Source organism: Saccharothrix sp. HUAS TT1, from assembly GCF_040744945.1.
Lineage (GTDB): Bacteria > Actinomycetota > Actinomycetes > Mycobacteriales > Pseudonocardiaceae > Actinosynnema.
Map to the genome: position 1 here is coordinate 4,531,798 of NZ_CP160453.1, position 18,650 is coordinate 4,550,447.

The window sequence follows — 18,650 nt, forward strand, 5'->3', positions numbered from 1 at the left end:
GAACCGATACGCGCGGGGGAGCGCGGACCCAGGGCGGCGCCGTGAGCTTCTGGGAGTTCGTCTCGGACCGGTGGAGCAGGCTGCTGGTCGAAGCGGTGCTGCACGTCAGCGCCGTGGTGCAGTGCGCGCTGCTGGCCGGGTTGATCGGCGTGGCGATCGGGGTGGCGGTGCACCGCAGCCCGCTCGGCTCGACCGCCGCGACCGCGTTGACCAGCGCCGTGCTCACCATCCCGTCGTTCGCGCTGCTGGGCCTGCTGATCCCGGTGCTGGGCCTGGGCGTGAAGCCGACGGTGGTCGCGCTGGTGCTGTACGGGCTGCTGCCGGTGGTGCGGAACACGATCGTCGGCCTCGGCGGCGTCGACCCGGCGGTGCGCGACGCGGCCCGCGGCATCGGCATGGGCCGGGTGCGCGTGCTGACCAGGGTCGAGCTGCGGCTGGCGTGGCCCGCGATCCTGGCGGGCGCCCGGGTCGCCACGCAGATGCTGATGGGCATCGCCGCGATCGCCGCCTACGCCCGCGGCCCCGGTCTCGGCGTCGAGATCTTCGCCGGGCTGACCAGGGCGGGCAGCGCGAACGCGACCAACCAGGCGATCGCCGGGACCGTCGGCATCGTCGTCCTCGCGCTGGTCCTGGACGGGATCTTCGCGCTCATCGGGCGGTACACCGTCTCCAGGGGGATCCGTGGCCAGTGAGATCGAGTTCGTCGACGTGACCAAGCGCTACCCCGGTATGGCCGCGCCCGCCGTGGAGTCGTTCAGCCTGACCGTCCCGGCCGGCGAGACCGTGGTGTTCGTCGGGCCGTCCGGGTGCGGCAAGACGACCACCATGCGCATGGTCAACCGGCTGATCGAGCCGACGTCCGGCCGGATCGCCCTCGACGGGCAGGACACGCGGTCGCTCGACCCGGACGAGCTGCGCCGCGGCATCGGGTACGCCATCCAGCAGGCCGGGCTGTTCCCGCACATGACCGTCGGCCAGAACGTCGGCGCGGTGCCGGGCCTGCTCGGCTGGGGCCGCGACCGGATCGCCGAGCGGGTGGACGAGATGCTGGACCTGGTGGGGCTCGACCCGGCCGACTTCCGCGACCGCTACCCGCGGCAGCTCTCGGGCGGCCAGCAGCAGCGCGTCGGCGTCGCCAGGGCGCTGGCCGCCGACCCGCCCGTGCTGCTGATGGACGAGCCGTTCGGCGCGGTGGACCCGATCACCCGCGGCAACCTGCAGGACGAGCTGATGCGGTTGCAGGCCGAGCTGCGCAAGACGATCGTGTTCGTCACGCACGACTTCGACGAGGCGGTCAAGATCGGCGACCGGATCGCGGTGCTCGGGCCGCGCTCGACCGTGCTCCAGTACGACACGCCCGAGGCGATCCTGGCCAACCCGGCGGACGACACGGTCGCCGGTTTCGTCGGCGCGGGCGCGTCGCTCAAGCAGCTCCGGCTGCGCCGGGTGCGCGAGGTCGAGCTGAGCCAGGCGGTGACGGCGTCGGTGCGGGACGAACCCGCCGAGGTCGGCCGCCGGCTGGCCGGCTCGCCGCACCGGTACGCGCTGCTGCTGGACGCCCGCGGCCGCCCGGTGAGCTGGGTGCACGCGGGCAACCCGGGGCAGCCGCGGCCCGTCGGCGACTCCGTGTCGCTGCAGTCGACGCTCCAGGACGCGCTGGAGGCCATCCTCACCGAGGGCGGCGCGGCGGTCGTCACGGGGGCGCGCGGCGAGTACGTGGGCCTGGTCGAGGTGGACGCGGTGATCGGCACCGTGCAGAAGCTGCGCGACGACCACGCGGAGGTGGGCGTGTGACGGCGGCGACCTCGTCGCAGGCCGCGGCGACCGCTCCGGCGGCGGCGCGCCGGCGGGCCGAACGGCTCCGGCTGCTGGTCCAGCCGGTCGTCGTGGTCCTGCTCGTCGGCGGCGTGCTGGCCTGGGCGTTCAGCCGGGACCTCGACTCCATCGAGCGGCAGAGCCTGAACGCCGCCGCGCTGACCTCCGCGACCTGGGACCACCTGGTGATCAGCGTCGTGGTGACCGCGCTGGTGCTGGTGGTGGCCGTGCCGCTGGGGATCGTGCTCACCCGGCCCGGCGCCCGCCGCGCCGCGCCGGTGTTCCTCGGCATCGCCACGATCGGCCAGGCGTCGCCCGCGATCGGCATCCTGGTGCTGTTCTTCCTGGTGTCCGGGATGGAGGGGCTGTGGGCGGCGGTGCTGCCGATCGCCTTCTACACGCTGCTGCCGGTGCTGCGGAACACCGTGGTCGGCCTCCAGGGGGTCGACCCGGCGCTGGTGGACGCGGGTCGCGGCATCGGCATGTCGGCCCTGGCGGTGCTGCGCCGGATCGAGCTGCCGCTGGCCGTGCCGCTGATCCTGGCCGGGCTGCGCACCGCGCTGGTGCACGCCGTCGGCGTGGCCACGCTGGCGGTGTTCGTCAACGGCGGCGGCCTCGGCCTGCTGATCGACACCGGTTACAAGCTGGCCAGGGCGCCCGTGCTGATCACCGGCGCGGTGCTGGCCGTCGGCCTCGCCCTGCTGGTCGACTGGCTCGGCGCGGTGGCCGAGACCCACCTCGGGCCGAAGGGGCTGCGATGACCGGGCGGCGGATCAGGCTGACCGCGCTGCTGGTGGTGTCCGCGGTGCTGTCCGGCTGCGGGCTGGAGTCGTCGTTCGCGCTGCCGTTCGAGGTGGGGCCGGGCTCGATCCGGCCCGTGCCCGAGCTGGCCGGGGTGGACGTCGCGGTCGGCTCCAAGGACTTCACCGAGAACCAGGTGCTCGGCTACGTCGCCGAGGTCGCGCTGGACGCGGCCGGGGCCGAGGTCCGGGACATGACCAACATCCAGGGCTCCAACAGCTCCCGGCAGGCGTTGATCACCGGCGACGTCGACGTGTCCTGGGACTACACCGGCACCGGCTGGATCAGCTACCTCGGCAACACCGAGCCGATCCCCGAGGAGCGGGCGCAGTACGAGGCCGTCCGCGACGCCGACCTGGCCCGCAACGGCCTGCGCTGGCTGGACTACTCGGCGGTCAACAACACCTACGCCTTCGCGGTGACCGCGGACTACGCCCGCGCGCACGACCTGCGCACGACGTCCGACATGGTCGAGCTGATCGCGCGGGACCCCTCCCAGGGCGTGTTCTGCCTGGAGACCGAGTTCACCAGCCGCGACGACGGGTTCCCGGGCGTCGCGCGGGCGTACGGGTTCGACCCGGGCGCCGTGCGGGTCAAGACGTTCGGCACCGGCACCATCTACACCGCGACCGCGCAGGGGCTGTGCAACTTCGGCGAGGTGTTCACCACCGACGGCCGCATCACCGCGCTCGACCTGGTGGTGCTGGAGGACGACCGGAAGTTCTTCCCGCAGTACAACGCCGCCGTCGTGCTGCGCGAGGACTTCCACACCGCCCACCCGCAGGTCGCGGAGGTGCTGGCGCCGGTGGTCGAGGCGCTGGACAACGACACGATCCGCGCGCTCAACGCCGAGGTGGACGTCGACGGCCGCGACCCGGCGGCGGTCGCCCGGGACTGGATGGTCCGCGAGGGCTTCGTCACCCTGCCCGCCACCTGAGCCGACGCCGGGTCGGCGGTTCGCCGTGCGGTGGCGCGCGCCCCGGTGTGCGGGTCGCGGCCGTGCCGGCAGCGGTAGCTGTCGAGCACGAGGACGTCGCCCACCTCCAAGCTGAACCGGGGCAGGGCAACGTCCTCGTGCTCGACGTGCCTGCCGACCCCGGGCGCGGCGGGCAGGCCGCGGGTCCCCGCCCAGCGGCCGTGGAGGTCCACGTCGGTGTCGGGGAGGAAGGCCCGCAGGTCCGCCGGCAGCGAGTCGGTGAAGGCGTGGGCGTCGAGGGCGAACGACTCGGCGTCCGCCAACGCCTGCCGGGCCCGCGGGTCGGCGGCCTCAGCGCGGGCGGGGGCGAGGCCCGTCACCGGACCACCCGGAACCCGCGCGACGACGGCACGAGCGCGGCCGCGGCGGGTGCGGCGAAGCAGATCACCGCGCACGCGGCGAGCACCGGTCCGGGCCCGAACGCGCTGATCGCCGGTGCGATCAGGGCCAGGCCGACCGGCGCGAGGCCGTAGGACAGCAGGAAGTCCAAGGAGGACACCCGGGCCAGCATCCGGGGGTCGACTTCCCTCTGCGTGGCCGTGAACCACGGCACGTTGAACAGCTCGATGCCCAACCCCGCCACGGCGTAGGCGGCCACGACCACCGCCGCGGGCACCGGGAGCAGCAGGCTCAGCGGCACCAGCCCGTAGCAGGCCAGGCCCGCCAGCGCGGTCCACCCCTGGGCGCGGGGCCGCAGGCGGGCGACGACGAGCGCGCCCACGAGCGCGCCGACGGTGTAGGCGGTCAGGGCGGCGGCGAGCACGGCCTCGGCGCCGTACCGGTCCCGGCTGACCAGGGGCAGCACCACGCCGGTCGCCGAGTAGCCGGTGGCGATCACCGCCGTGAGCGCGCCGAGCCCGGCCAGGAACCAGGGGTGCCGGCGGGCTTCGCGGATGCCGTCCAGGAACTCGGCGGTGAAGCGGGTCGGCGCGCCGCCCGGCGCCCGCCCGGCCCCGGCGGGTGGGATCAGCGCCGCCCCGAGCCACAGCACGCCGGTGGCGATCAGCAGGGCGGGCGTGTCGACCACCACGGCGAGCAGGGCGGTGAGGCCGGGCGCGACCAGGGTGGTGACCCGCACCGAGAGGGTCAGCGCGGCGTTGGCCTGCTGCCGCCGCTCCTCGGTGACGACCTCGGCGGTCAGCGCCTGGAACGCCGGTCGGCAGGCGCCCTGCCCCGCGCCGGCGACCGCGGCGGCGACCGCCATCAGCACCGCGGAGCGGCCCACGCCCAGCGCGATCACCGGCGCGGCGACCGCGGCGACCAGCCCCGCCCACAGCACCACCCGCCGCCGGTCGTGCCGGTCGGCCAGCACCCCGGCCACCGGCATGGCGGCGAGGAAGCCGACCGTGCGGGCGGCCAGGACCACGCCCAATTCGACGGCCGTGATCGACCGCTCCAGCACGGCGAGGCCGAGAATGAACGGCAGCGCCCACGTGGCGAGGCCGGACGCGGTGGAGCCCGCCCAGAGCCGGAGGAAGGCCGGGTCGCGCAGCACCGACCGCCCCCGGGCCGGTGTGACGTCGTGCACCACGCGGACTCCTCTGCGCTTGGGGACTTGATTTGAAAATGATAATCATTCAGGGTTGCGGTGCCGTCGTCGAGGTGTGGAGGGTTTCATGTCGCGTTCTGCCCGGTTGGTGGTCGTGCTCGCCGCGGCGGTGCTGGCCACCGCCTGCGCCGCGCCGGGGGACGTGCCGGGCACGACCGCGTCGCCGGGCGCGGGTGCGGTCGAGGTCGAGAGCTGCGGCGAGCGCCTGGCGTTCGACGGCGTCCCCGAGCGGGTCGTGGCGCTGGACCAGTCGTCCACCGAGACGCTGCTCGCGCTGGGCGTCGGGGACCGCGTGGTCGGCACCGCGAACCTGAAGACGAAGGTGGCGCCGCGGTTCGCCGAGGCGTACGCGAAGATCCCGGTGCTGTCGCCGAAGGTGCTGACCGCCGAGCCGCTGCGCGCGGCCAACCCCGACCTGGTGGTGGCCTCGTTCGAGGAGCTGTTCACCGCCGACCGCGCCGGCACGCGCGCGGAGCTGGGGCAGCTGGGCGTGCCGACCTACGTCAGCGCGGTCAACTGCCCCGACGGCCGGACCGCGCCGTTCGACCGGATGTTCAAGGACTTCACGGACCTGGGCGCGGTGCTGGGCGTGCCCGACCGCGCCGCCGCGCTCGTCGCCGAGCAGCGCGCCGTAGTGGACGAGGTCAGGGCGGCGGGGGAGAAGCGCCCCGAAGGGCTTGAGGTCGCCTGGGTGTACTCGGTGTTCAACGGGATGCCCTACGTGGCGGGCAAGAGCGGCATGGCGAACCACATGAGCGAGCTGGCCGGCGTGCGGAACGTCTTCGACGACGTCGACCAGGAGTGGCCCGAGGTGTCCTGGGACGAGGTCGCCAAGCGGCAGCCCGACGTCATCGTGGTCGGCGACCTGTCCGAGCGCGGCAACCCCGGCGACAGCGCCGCCGAGAAGCTGGCGATGATGCGCGAGCACCCGGCCGTGTCCCAGCTGCCCGCCCTGGTCGACGGCAAGGTCGTGCGGCTGCCCGGCATCGAGATGGACCCCTCGGTGCGCACGGTGAACGCGTTGCGCGCGTTCGCGGCCGAGCTGGACGAGATCACCTCTCGTGGCTGACGGCGCCGCACTGCTCGACCCGGCGGTCGAGCCCGAGGTCACGCCGTCGTCCGCCGCGCCGCGCCCCGGCGGCGGACGACGAGCGGCCGTGGTGGCGCTGTGCCTGGTGGTGCTGGCGGCGTCGCTGGTCGCCGCCGTGCGCGTCGGCATCGGCGGTGGCATCGGGTGGGCCGAGATCGGCCGGTCGGTCGGCGGTCGGCTCGGCCTGCCCGTCCCGCCGCTGCCCGGGTTGACCGACTCGCTGATCTGGGACCTGCGCGTGCCGAGGGTGCTGCTGGCCGCCCTGGTCGGCGCGTCCCTGGCGGTCTGCGGCGCGGCGTTGCAGAGCGTCACCCGCAACGCGCTGGCCGACCCGTACCTGCTCGGCGTGTCCTCCGGCGCGTCGACCGGCGCGGTGCTCGTGGTCGTGGTCGGCTTCGCCGGTTCCCAGCTGGGGATGACCGGTGGCGCGTTCCTCGGCGCGCTGGTGTCCTTCGCGCTGCTGATGCTCCTGCTGCGCCGGCGCGGCCTGGACTCGGTCCGGATCGTGCTGACCGGCGTCGTGGTGGGGCAGCTGTTCACCGCCCTGACGTCGCTGGTCCTGATGTCGACCGGCGACGCCGACAGCACCCGCGCCCTGACCCACTGGCTGCTCGGGTCCATGGCCCCGGCCCGCTGGCAGTCGGTGGTGGTGTGCGCGGTGGCGTGCGCCGTCGGCCTGCTCGTGGTCTGGCTGTGCTCGTCGGCCCTGGACGGCCTGGCGTTCGGCTCCGACACGGCCACCTCGCTCGGCGTCGACGTGCGCGTGGTGCGGGTGGTGCTGCTGGTGACGACGTCGCTGATGACCGCCGTCGCGGTGGCGGCGGTCGGCGCGATCGGGTTCGTCGGGCTGATCGTGCCGCACGGCGTGCGGTTCCTGGTCGGGCCGCTGCACCGGGTCCTGCTGCCGCTGTCGGCGGTCGTCGGCGCGGTGTTCCTGGTGTGGACCGACGCGCTCGCCAGGGTGGCGTTCGCGCCGCTGGAGGTGCCGGTCGGCGTGTTCACCGCGCTGCTCGGCGTGCCGCTGTTCCTGTTGGTCCTGCGCCGACGGGGTGAGCTGTGAGGATCGAGGCGCGGGGCCTGTCCTGGGGCGTGCCCGGCCGGACCGTCGTGCGCGACGTCGACCTGACCGTCGAGCCGGGCGAGGCGGTCGGCCTGATCGGTCCCAACGGGTCGGGCAAGTCGTCGTTGCTGCGGTGCCTGGCCGGGCTGCGCGCCCCGACCGCGGGCGAGGTCCGCTACGACGGGGCCGACATCGCCGGCTGGTCGGCCCGCGACCGGGCGCGGCACGTGGCGTTCGTGGAGCAGACCGCCGACACCGACAGCGACCTGACGGTCGGCGAGGTGGTGCTGCTCGGCCGCACCGCCCACGGCTCGCCGTGGCGCGGGCCGGACGCCACCGACCGGGCGGTGGCCGCCGCCGCGCTGGACCGGCTCGACCTGGCGCCGCTGGCCGGTCGGCCGTGGAAGCAGCTGTCGGGCGGTGAGCGGCAGCGCGCCCACCTGGCGCGGGCGCTGGCGCAGCGCACGTGGGCGCTGCTGCTGGACGAGCCGACCAACCACCTCGACGTCCGCCACCAGCTCGAACTGCTCGAACTGCTCGCCGCGACCGCGCAGACCGCCGTCGTCGCCCTGCACGACCTGGGGATGGCGGCGCGCTACTGCGACCGCCTGGTGCTGCTCCAGCACGGCCGCGTCGTCGCCGACGGTCCGGCCGAGGACGTGCTCACCCCCGTGCTGCTGCGGGAGGTGTTCGAAGTGGACGCCGACGTGCGGCGGGACGACGAAGGCCGCCTGGCCGTCGCCTACCGGGGTCCCGCGCGCTGATCCGGTTCGACTCCTGCAAACATGCGCATGGGGCAATCCTTTACTACATTCGGTCCTTGCAGCGCTGCTGCGACCGGGCCGACGCGGCTCGGCGACGACCGGGAGGGTCGAGCGATCATGACCTCTGCGACTGCGCACCTGGAGCACACCGACCACGGTCACGTGCACGGTGAGGGGTGCGGTCACGTGGCGGTGCCGCACGGCCGCCACGTCGACTACGTGCACGACGGCCACCTGCACCGCGCCCACGACGGCCACTTCGACGAGTGCGAGCCCGAGGACCACGGCGCGCACGACGACCACGACCACAGCCACGGCGAGGGCTGCGGCCACGTCTCGGTGCCGCACGGCGACCACGTCGACTACGTGCACGACGGCCACCGCCACGCCGTGCACGGCGAGCACTACGACGAGCACTGACGTGGGAGCGCCGTAGGGCGGCCCCGCCCCCGCCCCCGCCCCCGACGGGAGGCGGGGGCACGGTGGCGGCAGCGCGGTGGTTGTCGGAGCACCCACTGCCGGTCCGGGGGCGCCTACTTCGACGGCGCGACGAGCCCGCTGCCGCCGGCGCGGGCCGCGTCGAAGCGACGGGTCACGTCGGCCCAGTTGACCAGCGACCACAGCTTCTGCACGTAGTCCGGGCGGACGTTGCGGTACTGCAGGTAGTAGGCGTGCTCCCAGGCGTCGAACACCAGCACCGGGGTCGTGTTCATGCCGACGTTGCCGTGGTGGTCGTACACCTGCTCCACCACCAGCCGCTGCGACAGCGGCTCCCAGGCGAGCACGCCCCAGCCCGAGCCCTGCACCAGCGTGGTCGCGGCGGAGAGCTGCTTGGCCATGGCGTCGAACGAGCCGAAGTGCTCGGCGATGGCTGCGGCGAGCTCGCCGTCGGGCCGGTCGCCGCCGTCCGGGCTCAGGTTGTCCCAGAACATCGTGTGCAGGACGTGCCCGGACAGGTTGAACGCGAACGTCTTCTCCAAGCCGACGATGCCGGAGAAGTCGTCCCTCTCCCGGATCTCGGCCATCCGGTCGAGGGTGTCGTTGGCGCCCTTGACGTAGGCGGCGTGGTGCTTGCTGTGGTGCAGCTCCAGGATCTCGCCGGTGATCGCGGGTTCGAGCGCCGCGTAGTCGTAGGGCAGGTCCGGCAGCACGTACTGGCTCATGAAGCCTCTCCGGGAACTCCGTGGTGGGTTGTTGCCACTCTCTAGCAAGAACAACTTTATGGCAACTGCGAGCCGTGGCGTGGCGCGGGGCCGTACCGCCCCGTGATCGCGCGGGAACTTTCACCGGCCCGCGGGCGACAATCTGCACGTGGACTGCGACACCTGCCGCGAAGCCGTCTCGGCCCGCTCCGACGGCGAGGCCGAACCCGTGCCCGCCGAGGAGACCGACGCGCACCTCGCCTCCTGCGCCGCCTGCCGCCGGTGGCAGGAGGACGCGTCCGCGCTGACCCGCGGCCTGCGGGTGCGCCCCGCCGCCGACGTGCCCGACCTCACCGCGGCCGTGCTCGCCGCCACGCCGCCGACGCCCCCGAAGTCGCCCGCGCCGCGCGGGTGGTGGTGGCGGATGGGCCTGGCGGGGGTCGCCGTCGCCCAGCTCACCCTCGGCCTGGCGCAGGTGTTCGGCGTGAACACCGCCGACGACCACACCGCGCACCCCGGTGGCGCCCCCGTCTCGGCGCACCTGTTCAACGAGAGCACCGCGTGGAACCTCGCGCTCGGCCTGGGCCTGCTCTGGGCCGCCCTGCGCCCCCGCGCGGCCTCCGGCGCGCTCCCGGTGGTGGCGGCGTTCGTCGCCGTGCTCGTGCCGTTCTCGGTGCACGACCTCGTCACCGGGGCGGTGGCGCTGTCGCGGATCACGTCGCACGCCTTCCTGCTGCTCGGCCTGCTGCTGCTGGTCGTCGTGCACCGGACGCGCCGCACGCCCGACGACGGCGCGTCCACCTCGGTCCCGGACGGTCCGCGGACCGATCTGGACGGACGTGGACCCGCCGTCGACCCCGAGGAGCACCCCGACGCGGACGGCGGCCGGCGGCACCTGCGACCGGTGAGCCGGAAGCGGGTCGCTTGAGGGCGGTGTGACCCGGACTTCGCGGACCGGTCCGGCACGAGCCTCCGGACGCGGGCGAGCCGGCGTCACCCGGCCCGCACCACGGGCGTGATCCCGCCGGCGGCGGCCTGGGCGCGGTGCAGGGCGAGTTCGGCGGTGGGGCCTTCGGCGAGCACGATCCCGGTGCACGAGCGCTGGTCGTCCAGGTGCTCCAGCACGTCGCCGGGGCTCGCCGTCGGGTACCACTCGGGCGAGCCGGGCAGGCCGGGCAGGCGGTCCAGCCCGGTCCAGCCCTCCAGCACCCCGGCCTCGCGCGGGTAGAGCAGCACGAACCCGACGCCGCCGGCCGCGCCGTCGAGCGGGTCGGGCCGCTCACCCAGGGCGATCCGGACCATCGCCCCGTAGACGTTCACGCCCAGCGCCCGGCACAGGGCCTCGCCGACCAGCGCGCCGCCGATCCGGGCGTTGACCTCGACCACCTCGGGACCGCCGGCGGTGAGCACGAACTCGGTGTGCGCGAAGCCGCTCTCGTGCCCCGCCGCCTTGAGCACCCGGTCGATCCAGTGCGCCAGCTCGGCGCGGTCCGCCGCCGGGAAGGCCACCGGGAACGAGGCCGCCTCCTCGCGGCGCACCGGCTCGGGGGACAGCACCCGGCTGAGCACGCCGAGCAGCCGGGTCTCACCCCGCCAGGTGACGGTCTCCGCGCTGTAGAGGGGACCTTCGAAGTACGGCTCGGCCATCAGCTCGCCCTTGAGCGGGACGCCCGCGGCCTCGCGCAGCACGGCGTCGCGCTCGGCAGGGGTGCGGACGACCCACACCGCGCGGGACGAGGTGCCCGCGGAGTCCTTGACCACCAGCGGGAACGACCGCGCCGCGGCCGGGTCGAGCGGGCCGCTGCGGCTCAGCCCGTGCTCGTGCAGCCGGGCCCGGACGGCGCGCTTGTCCCGCAGCACGCGCACCGCGGCCGGCGACGGTCCGGGCAAACCGAGGCGCGCGGCCAGGTCCGCGCCCGGCAGCGCCCAGGTGTCGGTGGAGCTGATCAACCCGGCCAGCTCGGGTTCGCCGCGCAACGCCCGCTCGCACGCGTCGACGTCGGTGGTGTCGACGTCCACCACCCGCAGCCGGTCGCCGCGGCGGGACAGCTCGTGGGTGTAGATCGAGCGGTCGCCGGTGAGCAGCACGAGGTCGTGCCCGGCGGCGCGGGCGGCGTCGGCGAGGCGGCCGAGGCCGAACGTGAGGGCTTCCAGCAGCGCGATGGTCACGGCACGGGGTCCTTCCGGCGTTCCTGGACGGGGACGATCGGCCCGTGGTGGCGTCGGGCCCAGTCGATGGCCGCCCACGGCGGCGCCAGCTCGTCCAGCGAGCCGATCTCCACCGGCGCCAGGGTGGCCGGGTCGAGGGCTTCGCGGTGCCTGCTGAAGACGCGCTCGGTGTAGCGGTGGCCGGTGTCCGCGCCGATGACCACGTGGGTGCGGTCGGGGTGCCGCGCGGCCTCCCACGTCGCCACCAGGTGCGCCGCGCCCGTGGACAGGCCGGCGAACACCGCGTGCTCGCGCATCAGGCCGACGGTGGCGGCCATGGCGTGCTGGAAGTCCAGCCAGTGGACGCGGTCGTACAGCCGGTGGTGGACGTTGTCGAAGTGGATGGCGCTGCCGATGCCGGCGATGATCGCGTCCGGGTCGGTGAACCGCTCGCTGCCGAACGTGACGCTGCCGAACGGCTGCACGCCCACCAGCCGCACCAGCGGGTCGTGCTCGCGCAGCGACCGGGTCAGCCCGCCGGTGGACGCGCCGGTGCCCACGCTGCCCACCACGGTCAGCCGCTCGCCGGGTAACGCCCGGCGCAGCAGGTCGGCCAGCTCGGCGTAACCGAGGTGGTGCACCGGGTCGTGGTACTGGCGCATCCAGTGCATGTCGGGGTGGTCGGCCAGCAGCTCGCGCACCCGCTGGACGCGGCGGTTCTGGTCCAGCCGCAGGTCGTCGGACGGCGGCATCCGGTCCACGGTGACGCCCAGGATCTCCAGCTGGGCGCACAGGGTGTCGTTGACCGTGGTGGACGCCACGACGTGGCAGCGCAGGCCGTAGCGGTGGCAGGCCATCGCGAGGGCGAGGGCGTAGATGCCGCTGGAGCTGTCGACCACCGTCTGGCCGGGGCGCACCGCACCGGTGTCGACCAGGTGGCGCACCGCGCCGAGCGCGGCGTAGACCTTCAGCGTCTCGAAGCGGACCAGCACGGTGTTCCGCGCGAGCCGGATGAGGTCGGGCGCCTTGATCGCGTCGGTGACGTGCTCGTGGACCGGCGTCACCACCGCCGTCGTGCCTGTCGGGGTCATCGTCGACACCTTTCGGGTGTGGTCGTGCCGGCGTCCTACTGGTCGGCGCCGACGCCCCGCCGGTTCCCGGTGACGCCCGACTTCCCGTCCCCCCGCCGGAATTCCGAGGACCGATCACCGCCGGACCACGACTCCTGCGGTGGTGGCAGGTGGGCTGCGGTTCGGCGCCGGAGGCGCCGTGGGAATCGACGGAGCCACCTCCGCGTCGGACGCAGCCGGTGCGACAGGTCCGCGGCCCGACGCCGCCGGCGCGGGGTCCACCGGCGGCCCGCCTCGCGCGGAGGGCACCTGCGGCCGGGTGGCCCGCGGGAACCCCACCGGCCCGGCGGGGGTGCGCACGGCCACCGCGTGCCCGGAGACGGCGACGACCTCGGCCAACCCGGTGGTGATGGCGTCGCGCCCGTCGGCGCCGGCCAGGACGCCGACCACGACCGTGACGGAGCGCTCGGCGTCGGCGAGGGCGGTGCGGTGCGCGACCTCCCGGGTGACGATCGCCAGCGGCACCAGGACCGCGACCAGGATGGTCGACGCGCGCGCCGGCGCGACGAGCACCAGCGCACGTCTCACGCGGTGTCGACCAGGCGGAACCCGACGCCGCGCACGGTGACCAGGTGGCGCGGCGCGGCGGCGCTCTCGCCGAGCTTGCGGCGCAGCCACGACACGTGGACGTCCACGCTCTGCTCGCGGCCGGAGTGGCGGCGCCCCCGCACGGCGTCGACCAGCTCCGCGCGCGGCACCACCCGGTCGCGGTGCTCGGCGAGGTAGCTCAGGACGTCGAACTCCTTGCGGTTGAGCTCGACCGGCCTGCCGTCGACGTGCACCTGGCGCAGCGCGAGGTCGATCCGCAGCCCGCCGACGGCGACCCCGCGCGGCCCCCGCACGCGGCGCAGCACCGCGCCCATCCGGGCGACCAGCACCGGCGCCGAGAACGGCTTCACCAGGTAGTCGTCCGCACCGGCGTTGAGCAGCTGCACGACCCGCAGCTCGTCCCGGCGCGCGGTGGCGACCACCACCGGCACGTCGCTCGCGCCGCGCATCATGCGCAACGCGTCCACGCCGTCCGCGCCGTCCACGTCGGGCAGGCCGAGGTCGAGCAGCACGATGTCGGGCTCGTCGTGGGCGACGACCCGCAGGGCCTCCAGCCCGGTGGACACGCCGTGCGACCGGTAACCCGCGCCGCGCAGCGCGTCGGCCAGGGCCGTCGCCAGGCTCGGGTCGTCCTCCACCACCAGCGCCGACGGGGCGCCTCCAAGCGTCGACCGGCCGGGGCGCGCTCTCATCGGCCTCCTCCGTCTCCCCGTTCCGGGGCGGCGGCACGATGTGGCCGCTCATGATGCCGGGAACGACCGGGACCCCGCAATCGAGCGTCGAACACCGGTCGAACGGCGGCCGAACGGCGTCGGCCCGACGTCGTCCCCGGTCACCCGCGGGCGGATGCGCCCGCCCGGCGGGCCGAGGATGTTCAGCACCTCGACCGGGCCGTCGCCGGTGCTGCCGAGCCAGTGCGGCAGCCGGGTGTCGAACTCCGCCGCCTCACCCGCGCCCAGCACCAGGTCCTGGTCGCCGAGCACGAGCCGCAACCGCCCGGAGAGGACGTACAGCCACTCGTGGCCCTCGTGGGCGCACGTCTCCGGCGTGCTGCGGGCGGGCGGGATGATCGTCTTGAAGGCGTGCCGCGGGCCGGGTCGCCGGGTGAGCGGGAGGACCACGCTGCCGTCCACCCGGCGCGGTGTCGGCCGGACCCGCGGGTCGACCACCTCGGGGCCGCCGACCAGCTCGTCCAGCGGTAGCCGGTAGCAGCGGGCGATCGGCAGCAGCAGGTCGAGGCCGGGACGCCGCTGACCGCCCTCCAGGCGGGACAGGGTGCTCCGGGAGATCCCGGTCAGCCCGGCGAGGGCGGACAGGCTCAACCCGCGTTGCGCGCGCAGCAGCTTGAGCCGGGGGCCCGTGTCGGCGAGGGCGCGGTCGATGTCCTCGTGCTTGGTCACCCGGCCATGAGAACACGGGGCGTCCCGGTTCCGGCAACAGTCGTTGCCGGTCGGCGGCGGGCGGTCCCACCATGGCCGCGGAGGTGGTCGTCATGGCGGGGCGGGGGCGCAACGAGGCGAGGTGGCGTCGCTAGCCGGGGGAGTCGTCCGACCGGGCGCGCGGGCTCGACCGGGCGTACGCGCCGGGCGCGACGTCCAGCATTCGGCGGAAGTGGCGGGCCAGGTGGGACTGGTCGTGGAAGCCGACGGCGGGCGCGACCTCCGCCGGTGGCAGCCCGTCGAGCAGCAGGCGGCGGGCCAGGTCGACGCGGCGGCCGGTCAGGTAGCGGTGCGGTGGCAGGCCGAACTCGCGGCTGAACGCGCGGACCAGGCGTTCCGGGCCGGCGGCCAGCCGCGCGGCGGCGTCGGCCAGGGTGAGGCCGTCCGTCACGTGCGCGTCCAGCAGGTCCCGCAACGCGCGGGCCAGGCCGGGCCCGGCGTCCGGCGGCGCGGGCGCGCGGCGGGTGAGGTGGGCGCGCAGCCGGTCCCGGACCAGGGCCAGCCTGGACTCGGCCTCCCACTCGTCGCCGCCGCGCAGCACGCCGTGCAGCTGGTGCACCCGCAGCCGCAGCGCCCGGTCGGCGAACGCCGGGTGGTCGACCGCCGCGCCGACCAGGTCCGCGCCCAGGACCGCCGTGTCCAGGTACAGGACGCGCTTGCGGAAGCCCTCGGAGGTGGCGTTGCGGCCGTCGTGCGGCACGTGCGGCGGCAGCAGCGTGACCGACGCGGGCGGCGCGCCGCGCTCGCGGTGGTCCAGGCCGTAGGTCACCGTGCCGGTGTCGACCAGCAGCAACGTCCACGCGTCGTGCGTGTGCGCCGGGTAGGCGTGGTCGGTGAAGCGCGCGTGCAGCACCTCCACGATGCCCGGCACGGCGGGCCGCCACGCGGAGATGTCAGGGCCCACGTCAAGAACGTACAAGACGGCGCGCGGCCCGGTCGGCGACGGTGTCCGGGTGGAACGATTCGAGACGAAGTTCGCCGTCCTGCTCCGCGACGACCTGGTGGGCTGGCAGGCGTTGAACGTGACCGCCTTCCTGGCCGGCGCCCTCACCGCGGCCGTGCCCGAGGCCGTCGGCGAGCCGTACGAGGACGCGGACGGCGCCGGGTACCTGCCGATGCTCGGCCAACCCGTGCTCGTGCTGGCCGGCGGCAAGGAGGTGCTGGCCGCCGCGCGCACCAGGGCGGTCGGCCGCGGGCTGGTGCCGGCGGTGTTCACCTCGGACCTGTTCACCACGGGCAACGACGTGGACAACCGCGCCGCGGTGCGCGCCGTGCGGCGTGCCGACCTCGACCTGGTCGGCATCGGCGTGCACGGCCCGCGCAACGCCGTGGACAAGGTGCTGAAGGGTGCCCGAATGCACCCGTGACGCCCGCACCCCCTGGCCCGCACGGCGGCCGTCGTCCGATGATCGCCGTGAGGAGAATCGAGGTGTCGAAAGGGGAGCAGGGTGCCGCGTCTGGAACGTCCGCTGGTCGAGGAGGACACGCCGGTGCTGAAGTTCGCCGGCGACCTGCGGCGGTTGCGGCGCGTCGCCGGGCTGCCGTCCTACCGCGAGCTCGGCCGGCTGGCGAACTACTCGCCCGCCGCGCTGTCCGAGGCGGTGGCCGGGCGCAGGCTGCCCAGCCTGGCGCTGACCAGGGCGTTCGTCCGCGCCTGCGGTGGTGACGTCGAGGAGTGGACCGCCCGCTGGCGCGAGCTGGCCGCCGAGGGGGTGGACCGCGGCGACGCGCCGTACGCGGGGCTGGCCGCGTACCAGGTCGCCGACGCCGACCGGTTCTTCGGCCGCGAGGCCGAGGTGGGCAGGCTGCTCGCGCTGGTGCGCGAACGGCCGTTCGTCGGGGTGTTCGGCGCGTCCGGCGCGGGCAAGTCGTCCCTGCTGCGCGCGGGGCTGGCTGCCGGGTGGGGCGCGCACGTGGTGATCACGCCGGGCTCGGACCCGATCACCGAGCTGGCGGCGGCCCTGGCCGGCCACCGGTCGGCGGTCGACGTCCGCGCCGAGCTGGCCGCCGACCCCGAGCACCTGCGGGTGCTGCTGCGCCGGGCCGCCGACGACCTGCTGCTGGTGGTCGACCAGTTCGAGGAGGTGTTCACCCTCTGCGCCGAGGCCGACCGCGGGTGGCTGGTGCGCGCGCTCACCCACGCCGCCGGCGCCGCCCGCGTCGTCATCGGCGTGCGCGCCGACTTCTACGGCCACTGCGCCCGCCACCCCGAGCTGCTGGACGCGCTGCACCTCTCGCAGGCGCTCGTCGGGCCGATGAGCGCCGAGCAGCTGCGCCGCGCCGTCGTCGAACCCGCCGCCCGTCGAGGGGCCTCGGTGGAGAACGCGCTGGTGGCGCGCCTGATCGCGGACGTCGCCGGTCGGCCGGGCGTGCTGCCGCTGGCGTCGCACGTGCTGGTCGAGACGTGGCGGCGGCGGCGCGGGGCGGTGCTGACGCTGGCGGGCTACGAGGACGCGGGCGGCGTCGAGCACGCCCTGGCCCGCACCGCCGAGCAGGTCCACGACGGGCTGCCCGAACCGGAGCGGCAGGCGGCGCGGCAGGTGTTCCAACGCCTGGTCGCGCCCGGTGACGGCACCGAGGACACCCGGCGCCGGGTCGCCCGCGCCGAGCTCGACGCGGACGACGCCCTGCTGGACCGGCTGGCAGCGGCCCGGCTGATCACCCTCGACCGGGACACCGCCGAACTGACCCACGAGGCGCTGCTGAGCGCGTGGCCGAGGCTGGTCGGCTGGCTCGTCGAGGACCGCGACGCGCTGCGCGCCCACCGCAGGCTCACCGCCGCCGCCGAGACCTGGCGCGCCCACGACCGCGACCCCGACGCGCTCTACCGCGGCGTCCACCTCGACCAGGCGCGTCGGCTGGCGCCCCGCCTCAACGAGGCGGAGCGCGAGTTCGTCGACGCGGGCCTGGCCGCCGAGTGGGACCGGGAGGCGGCGCGCCGGCGGGGTGTGCGCAGGCTGCGGCGGCTCGTCGCCTGCCTCGCCGCGCTGGTGGTGCTGCTCGCCGCCACCGCGGTCTACGCGGTCACCGCCCAGCGCGCCGCCACCGGCGAGCGCAACCAGGCGCTGTCGCTGCGCGCCGCCGACAGCGCCCTGGACCTGTTGGCCCGCCCGCGCGAGGCGGCGGCGCTCGCCCTGGCCGCGTACCGCCTCGCACCCACGGCGCAGGCCCGTGACGCGCTCCTGCTGGCCCAGGCGGCGGGCACCGCCACGAGCCTGGGCGAGGGCCACGCGCGGCTGCCCGGCGACCTCGCGGTGACCCACGAGTTCGGCCCCGGCCCCGATTCGGGGGTCACCTACCGGCTCTGGGGCGGCGACGGGCCCGACCGGCGGCGGGCCGGCGGGATCGCGCTGCCGGCCGGGGGCTTCATGAGCCTGCTCAGCGCCGACGAGCGCACCGCTCTCATGACGGTCGGGGCCGACGACTTCCAGGTCTGGGACATCGGCGACCCGGACGCGCCGCGACTGGCCGCGACCATGCCGGGCTGGCCGCACCCCCAGGGGATCGACGCGGCGGGCACCCTGATGACGGCTGTCGAGGACGGGGCCGCGGTGCACTGGCGCCCCGGCGACGCGACCCGTTCCCGGCTGCCCGGTGACGGCGTCGAGGCCGCCCTGCCGCTGGCCGACGGCTCCGGCGTCGTCCTGATCCGCCGTGACGGCGAGGGGCGGCACGTGGAGGTGCGGTCCCTCGACGGCCGGGTCACGCCGGTGCTCAGCCGCTCCACCAGGCTGAGGCTGACGACGGGCCCGGGAGGGCTGCTGGCCGTCTCGGACCTGGACGACGCGCGCCTGACCGTGCTCGACGTGCTCGACGGCGGGCCCGGAACGTTGCTGGAGGCGGACGCGGTCCCGGAGGACGCCGTGGTCGAGTTCTCCCGCGACGGACGGGCCGTGACGGCGGTGAACCAGGACTCGGTGCGGGCGTGGGACCTCGGCGGTGGCCGGGAGCTGGTGGCGGTGCGCGCGCCGGGGAGGGGCTTCGACCTGGCGCGCTACGAGCCCGCCGACGGTGAGCTGCTGCTGCTGGAGTCGCGCGGCGGCGCGCTGTGGCGGCTGGCGGTGGACGTGGACCGGGTGGTGCGCGAGGTGTGCGCCGACCCGGCCGACGTGGACTGGGCGGCGCACTTCCCCGGGGTGCCGGAACAACCGCTGTGCCCGTGACGGCGCCGGGCGGGTGCTCGCACC

At 75.4% G+C, this 18,650-nt stretch carries 19 protein-coding genes; 11 read left to right on the top strand and 8 right to left on the bottom strand.

Going from position 1 to position 18,650, the window contains the following annotated elements; genetic code table 11:
* Positions 1-41 precede the first annotated feature (41 nt).
* From AB0F89_RS21770 to AB0F89_RS21785, 4 genes are read left to right on the top strand one after another with little or no spacing between them, the layout of a single operon-like run.
* Entirely contained in the window at positions 42-692 is a 651-nt protein-coding gene (locus AB0F89_RS21770) for an ABC transporter permease (protein WP_367127353.1), read from the top strand.
* 37 nt (positions 693-729) lie between these two features.
* On the top strand, positions 730-1,794 hold the full coding sequence (locus AB0F89_RS21775; RefSeq protein WP_367138960.1) for an ABC transporter ATP-binding protein: 1,065 nt from the start codon (positions 730-732) through the stop codon (positions 1,792-1,794).
* On the top strand, positions 1,791-2,576 hold the full coding sequence (locus tag AB0F89_RS21780; protein WP_367127355.1) for an ABC transporter permease: 786 nt from the start codon (positions 1,791-1,793) through the stop codon (positions 2,574-2,576). The genes AB0F89_RS21775 and AB0F89_RS21780 overlap by 4 nt, the downstream gene beginning before the upstream one ends.
* Complete coding sequence (locus AB0F89_RS21785) at positions 2,573-3,553, top strand: glycine betaine ABC transporter substrate-binding protein (RefSeq protein ID WP_367127356.1); 981 nt, start codon at positions 2,573-2,575, stop codon at positions 3,551-3,553. Before AB0F89_RS21780 ends, AB0F89_RS21785 begins: the two co-directional genes overlap by 4 nt.
* Before the next feature lie 355 nt (positions 3,554-3,908).
* Here AB0F89_RS21785 and AB0F89_RS21790 read toward each other — a convergent pair whose 3' ends face one another.
* A complete protein-coding gene (locus tag AB0F89_RS21790) occupies positions 3,909-5,087 on the bottom strand; it encodes an MFS transporter (RefSeq protein WP_367138962.1) in 1,179 nt (392 codons plus the stop codon).
* A gap of 121 nt (positions 5,088-5,208) precedes the next feature.
* Between AB0F89_RS21790 and AB0F89_RS21795 the strand changes: the two genes are divergently transcribed.
* The 4 genes from AB0F89_RS21795 (at position 5,209) to AB0F89_RS21810 (ending at position 8,475) form a co-directional block, all read left to right on the top strand.
* Positions 5,209-6,210: an ABC transporter substrate-binding protein gene (locus AB0F89_RS21795; protein ID WP_367127358.1), complete on the top strand. Its 1,002-nt coding sequence runs from the start codon at positions 5,209-5,211 to the stop codon at positions 6,208-6,210.
* Positions 6,203-7,291, top strand: a complete 1,089-nt coding sequence (locus AB0F89_RS21800; protein WP_367127359.1) for a FecCD family ABC transporter permease — start codon at positions 6,203-6,205, stop codon at positions 7,289-7,291. The genes AB0F89_RS21795 and AB0F89_RS21800 overlap by 8 nt, the downstream gene beginning before the upstream one ends.
* Positions 7,288-8,055 (top strand): ABC transporter ATP-binding protein, encoded by a 768-nt coding sequence (locus tag AB0F89_RS21805; protein WP_367127361.1) that lies wholly within the window; start codon positions 7,288-7,290, stop codon positions 8,053-8,055. The genes AB0F89_RS21800 and AB0F89_RS21805 overlap by 4 nt, the downstream gene beginning before the upstream one ends.
* Positions 8,056-8,172: 117 nt before the next feature.
* A complete protein-coding gene (locus AB0F89_RS21810; RefSeq protein WP_367127363.1) occupies positions 8,173-8,475 on the top strand; it encodes a hypothetical protein in 303 nt (100 codons plus the stop codon).
* A 113-nt stretch (positions 8,476-8,588) separates the two neighbouring features.
* Here AB0F89_RS21810 and AB0F89_RS21815 read toward each other — a convergent pair whose 3' ends face one another.
* Complete coding sequence (locus AB0F89_RS21815; protein WP_367127364.1) at positions 8,589-9,218, bottom strand: superoxide dismutase; 630 nt, start codon at positions 9,216-9,218, stop codon at positions 8,589-8,591.
* A gap of 148 nt (positions 9,219-9,366) precedes the next feature.
* Here AB0F89_RS21815 and AB0F89_RS21820 point away from each other — a divergent pair, with 148 nt between their 5' ends.
* On the top strand, positions 9,367-10,125 hold the full coding sequence (locus AB0F89_RS21820; RefSeq protein ID WP_367127366.1) for a zf-HC2 domain-containing protein: 759 nt from the start codon (positions 9,367-9,369) through the stop codon (positions 10,123-10,125).
* A 65-nt stretch (positions 10,126-10,190) separates the two neighbouring features.
* Here AB0F89_RS21820 and AB0F89_RS21825 read toward each other — a convergent pair whose 3' ends face one another.
* The 6 genes from AB0F89_RS21825 to AB0F89_RS21850 form a co-directional block, all read right to left on the bottom strand.
* Positions 10,191-11,366, bottom strand: a complete 1,176-nt coding sequence (locus AB0F89_RS21825) for an argininosuccinate lyase (protein ID WP_367127367.1) — start codon at positions 11,364-11,366, stop codon at positions 10,191-10,193.
* Positions 11,363-12,436, bottom strand: coding sequence for a pyridoxal-phosphate dependent enzyme (locus AB0F89_RS21830; RefSeq protein ID WP_367127368.1), 1,074 nt, complete (start codon positions 12,434-12,436; stop codon positions 11,363-11,365). The genes AB0F89_RS21825 and AB0F89_RS21830 overlap by 4 nt, the downstream gene beginning before the upstream one ends.
* A gap of 114 nt (positions 12,437-12,550) precedes the next feature.
* Positions 12,551-13,003 carry a hypothetical protein gene (locus AB0F89_RS21835; RefSeq protein ID WP_367127369.1) on the bottom strand — a complete coding sequence of 151 codons (453 nt, stop codon included), beginning with the start codon at positions 13,001-13,003 and terminating at the stop codon, positions 12,551-12,553.
* Positions 13,000-13,716, bottom strand: a complete 717-nt coding sequence (locus AB0F89_RS21840; RefSeq protein ID WP_367127370.1) for a response regulator transcription factor — start codon at positions 13,714-13,716, stop codon at positions 13,000-13,002. The genes AB0F89_RS21835 and AB0F89_RS21840 overlap by 4 nt, the downstream gene beginning before the upstream one ends.
* Before the next feature lie 48 nt (positions 13,717-13,764).
* Positions 13,765-14,424, bottom strand: coding sequence for a helix-turn-helix domain-containing protein (locus tag AB0F89_RS21845; RefSeq protein WP_367127371.1), 660 nt, complete (start codon positions 14,422-14,424; stop codon positions 13,765-13,767).
* Between the two features lie 130 nt (positions 14,425-14,554).
* Positions 14,555-15,367, bottom strand: coding sequence for an AraC family transcriptional regulator (locus AB0F89_RS21850; RefSeq protein ID WP_367127373.1), 813 nt, complete (start codon positions 15,365-15,367; stop codon positions 14,555-14,557).
* A gap of 49 nt (positions 15,368-15,416) precedes the next feature.
* On the opposite strand from AB0F89_RS21850, the gene AB0F89_RS21855 reads away from it, so the two are divergent.
* Complete coding sequence (locus tag AB0F89_RS21855) at positions 15,417-15,830, top strand: DUF2000 family protein (RefSeq protein WP_367127374.1); 414 nt, start codon at positions 15,417-15,419, stop codon at positions 15,828-15,830.
* 81 nt (positions 15,831-15,911) lie between these two features.
* Positions 15,912-18,626 carry an XRE family transcriptional regulator gene (locus tag AB0F89_RS21860; protein ID WP_367127375.1) on the top strand — a complete coding sequence of 905 codons (2,715 nt, stop codon included), beginning with the start codon at positions 15,912-15,914 and terminating at the stop codon, positions 18,624-18,626.
* Positions 18,627-18,650: the final 24 nt, after the last annotated feature.

Coding starts and splice junctions, on each gene's coding strand:
- AB0F89_RS21775 (WP_367138960.1), top strand. CDS start 730: ATGGCCGCGCCCGCCGTGGAGTCGTTCAGCCTGACCGTCCCGGCCGGC.
- AB0F89_RS21785 (WP_367127356.1), top strand. CDS start 2,573: ATGACCGGGCGGCGGATCAGGCTGACCGCGCTGCTGGTGGTGTCCGCG.
- AB0F89_RS21795 (WP_367127358.1), top strand. CDS start 5,209: ATGTCGCGTTCTGCCCGGTTGGTGGTCGTGCTCGCCGCGGCGGTGCTG.
- AB0F89_RS21810 (WP_367127363.1), top strand. CDS start 8,173: ATGACCTCTGCGACTGCGCACCTGGAGCACACCGACCACGGTCACGTG.
- AB0F89_RS21815 (WP_367127364.1), bottom strand. CDS start 9,218: ATGAGCCAGTACGTGCTGCCGGACCTGCCCTACGACTACGCGGCGCTC.
- AB0F89_RS21830 (WP_367127368.1), bottom strand. CDS start 12,436: ATGACCCCGACAGGCACGACGGCGGTGGTGACGCCGGTCCACGAGCAC.
- AB0F89_RS21840 (WP_367127370.1), bottom strand. CDS start 13,716: ATGAGAGCGCGCCCCGGCCGGTCGACGCTTGGAGGCGCCCCGTCGGCG.